The organism is Mesorhizobium sp. M2C.T.Ca.TU.002.02.1.1, assembly GCF_003997225.1.
The window spans coordinates 1-3,178 of record NZ_RZTO01000717.1 but is presented as its reverse complement, the minus strand read 5'-3'; the positions used below and the strand labels follow the sequence as shown (position 1 = coordinate 3,178).

Annotated in this window: 2 protein-coding genes; both read right to left on the bottom strand. The window is 64.9% G+C overall.

Annotated features, from left to right (window positions below; translation table 11 throughout):
• Window positions 1-1,816, bottom strand: a 1,816-nt coding sequence (locus tag EOD07_RS28215) for an FAD-dependent oxidoreductase (RefSeq protein WP_164772604.1), incomplete at its 3' end; no start/stop codon positions are given.
• Between the two features lie 148 nt (window positions 1,817-1,964).
• A complete protein-coding gene (locus tag EOD07_RS28210; RefSeq protein ID WP_127237714.1) occupies window positions 1,965-2,963 on the bottom strand; it encodes a L,D-transpeptidase in 999 nt (332 codons plus the stop codon).
• Window positions 2,964-3,178 lie beyond the last annotated feature (215 nt).

The window sequence follows — 3,178 nt, the reverse complement described above, 5'->3', positions numbered from 1 at the left end:
TGGAAAGGTCGATCTCGGTCAGCGGCTGCAGCGCCTCGCGCGCCTTGGGGCCAACCACGGTGAAACAGCCGCGATCATTGGTGACGTTCGTAAGCCTCACGCTGCCGTCGGCGGGCAGCAGTCTGGAAAGATCGTCGAAATTCCAGCGCTCGGCGCGCGGCGTCGAGATCAGGTAGAACAGGTCCTCGCCGAGACGCGCGACCATATATTCCGCCTGCACGCCGCCGCCCGCGGTTAGGTGGTGCGCCAGCGTCACCTTGCCGACCGAAGGCAAGCGGTTGGCGATGATCCGGTCCAGCCATTGGGCGGCCTTCGGGCCCGACACCTCGAACTTGGTCATCGGCGTCATCTCGACCAGGCCGACGGCGTTGCGCACCGCCAGCACCTCCTCGCCGACGAACACGCCTTTTTCCGTCCAGCGCCAGCTATACTGGTCCTTGGCCTCGACCCCGTCGCGCGCGAACCAGTTCGGCATCTCCCAGCCATTGAGCACGCCCCAGACCGCGCCGAGCCCGGTTAGCCTGTCATAGGATGGCGCGGTCTTCTGCGGTCGCGCGGCGGGCATGTCCTGCCCGGGATATTTCTGCTCCGCATGCGTGCCCCAGGCCTCGCGCACCTTCTCGCGCGTCCATCCCTTGTTGGCGTAGTCGCCGAAGCGGCGCGGATCGAGGTCGGAGGTGTCGAGGCTGTTGCCGCCTTCGACGATCCGCTCCGACAGATAATAGCCGATCGTGCCGCCCCACAGGATGCCGCCGGGCACGCCTTCGGCGAGCCAGACATTGGGCAGGCCCCAGGCCGGTCCCATCAGCGGCAGCTCGTCCGCCGTCATCTGGAAGGGGCCGCGCACATTGGCCTTGATGCCGACGCGCCCGAGCGCCGGAACCAGCCGCAGCGCCTGCTCCCAGTTCCACGACACCGCCTCGAAATCCTCTTCCAGCAGGTCGGCGCCGAACCAGGAGGGAACGCCGTCCTCCGCGAACAGCTTGAGGTGTTCGGTGCGCTCGTAGGGGCCGAACATCAGTCCGTCGCCTTCCTCGCGCAGATAGCCCTCGAACCCCTCGTCGCGCAGGATCGGCATTTCGGGCCGACCGGCGCGCTTGCGCTCCACCACCTCCGGTACCGCTTCGGTGATCCAGTACTGGTGCAGGATCGGGATCGCCGGGATATCGAGGCCGAGCAGCGCGCCGGTCTGGCGCGCGTAGTTGCCGGTGGCGCAAATCACATGCTCGCAGGTGATGTCGCCCTGGTTGGTCTCGACCAGCCATTCGCCGCCAGGCGTCCGCTTGAAGCCTGTGACCTCGGTGTTGAGATAGACTTTCGCGCCGAGGTCGCGCGCGCCCTTGGCCATGGCGTGCGTGACGTCGGCCGGCGCGATATGGCCGTCATCGGGATGGTAGAGCGCGCCGAGCATCTCCTTATTGTCGAGGAGCGGCCAGAGCTTTCGCGCTTCGTCGGGCGTGAGCAGGTGCGCCCGCATGCCTTGCACCTCCGCGACGCTCATATAGCTCTTGAACTCGTCGAGCCGGTCCCTGGAATTGGCGATGCGCAGCTGGCCGCATTTGTGCCAGCCCACCGGCTGCCCGGTTTCGGCCTCCAGCCCCTCATAGATCTCGATCGTCTTGTTGATCATGCGCCCGACATTGATGTTGCGGGCATAGGAGGGGATCAGCCCCGCCGCATGCCAGGTCGAGCCGGCGGTGAGCTGCGTGCGCTCGAGCAGCGCGACATCGGTCCAGCCGCGCTTGGCCAGGCCGTAGAGGATACCCGCGCCGACGCATCCTCCGCCAACGATCACCACCCGCGCATGTGTCTGCATCAAACCACCGATCCAACTGTTCAGAGCAAAGTGCCGCTGAAAGCTACAGGCGGCGAAAGACCGTGTAACGTCTTCAAAAACTAGGGGTGACGATAAATTGGGCTTATGCAGCGGTTACGCGCGCGGCAGGGCGTGGGGCCTGCGGTGCTCACCTGGTTTGCCCCTCTTGCGCGGCCTCGTCCTTGAAGTCGACCTTCGTGCCCGGCTTGACCATGGCGGCGAGGTCCTCGGCGTCCCAGTTGGTCATCCGGATGCAGCCATGCGAGAAGGTGGTGCCGATCTGACCCGGGTCAGGCGTGCCGTGGATGCCGTAGCTCTCGATCGAGAGGTCGATCCACACCGATCCGACGGGATTGTTGGGTCCCTTGGCGATGGTGAAGGGGCGCTTGGTCTTCACCCCCTTGAAGGCGAATTTCGGATTGTAGTGATAGGTTGGATCATGCACCACGCGTTTGACCTCGGCTGCGCCGCTCGGCGCCGGTTTTTCCTCGCTGCCGATCGAAGCGGGGTAGACCGCAATCGCCTTGCCCGAGGCATCGAGCGCGCGCACCTGGCGGGATGCCTTGTCGACCTCGACGCCGGCAATCTGTGAAGGCGGATCGCTGCGGCCGACATCGGGCACCACCAGGGTCGTGCCGGCCTTGCTGAATCCCGCGCGGAGGTTGAGCATTCTGAGCAATTGTTCGCTGACATGGAACCGCTCCGCCAGCTTCTCCCGCGCGTTGCGGTAGCCGAGGCGCTTGAGATGCGCCATGCTCTCCATGCGAACCGGAATGCGCCTGGTGAAGGGCCCGCGCACGTCCTTGGCCGTGACGTCGTATGTCGTCAGCACAGGGCCGGCGAAAGTTGCCGCGAGCTTGTCCCAGGTCTCCCGCGTGAGCTTGCCGTCGGAAGGCAGTCCGTTCGCCGCCTGGAAGGCCGCGACGGCCTTGGTGAAGTTCTGAGAAACGCGGCCGTCGATCAGGCCGGGGGAGAAGCGGGCGCGATCCAGAAGCACCTGCGCCTTAAGCAGCATGGGGCTGACGCCGTTAGGTTCGCCTTCGCTGAATTGCGCCTGATTGACGGCGTCGGGCTCCAGCCTCGCTGCCTGCGCGACACCGCACGCGAGCGCGAGCGCCGCCCAGACGACAACAAGGAGCCTGATCATCGACGTCACTCCGCAACCGCGACAAGGACCTGCCTCTAAGACGCGGCACGTCCGATCTGGTTCCTGTCGCGGGAGCACACGAAGGTCATCGTGAATATGCGCTTTCCCCCATATACGTTTGAATTTTAAGCTGGAAAGCAGTTCCCAAGAACGCGCATAAGTGGCACTATCGCATAAGGGCCTATGCATTTTCCGATTATATGGCCCCCAGTCCT

Coding starts and splice junctions, on each gene's coding strand:
- EOD07_RS28210 (WP_127237714.1), bottom strand. CDS start 2,963: ATGATCAGGCTCCTTGTTGTCGTCTGGGCGGCGCTCGCGCTCGCGTGC.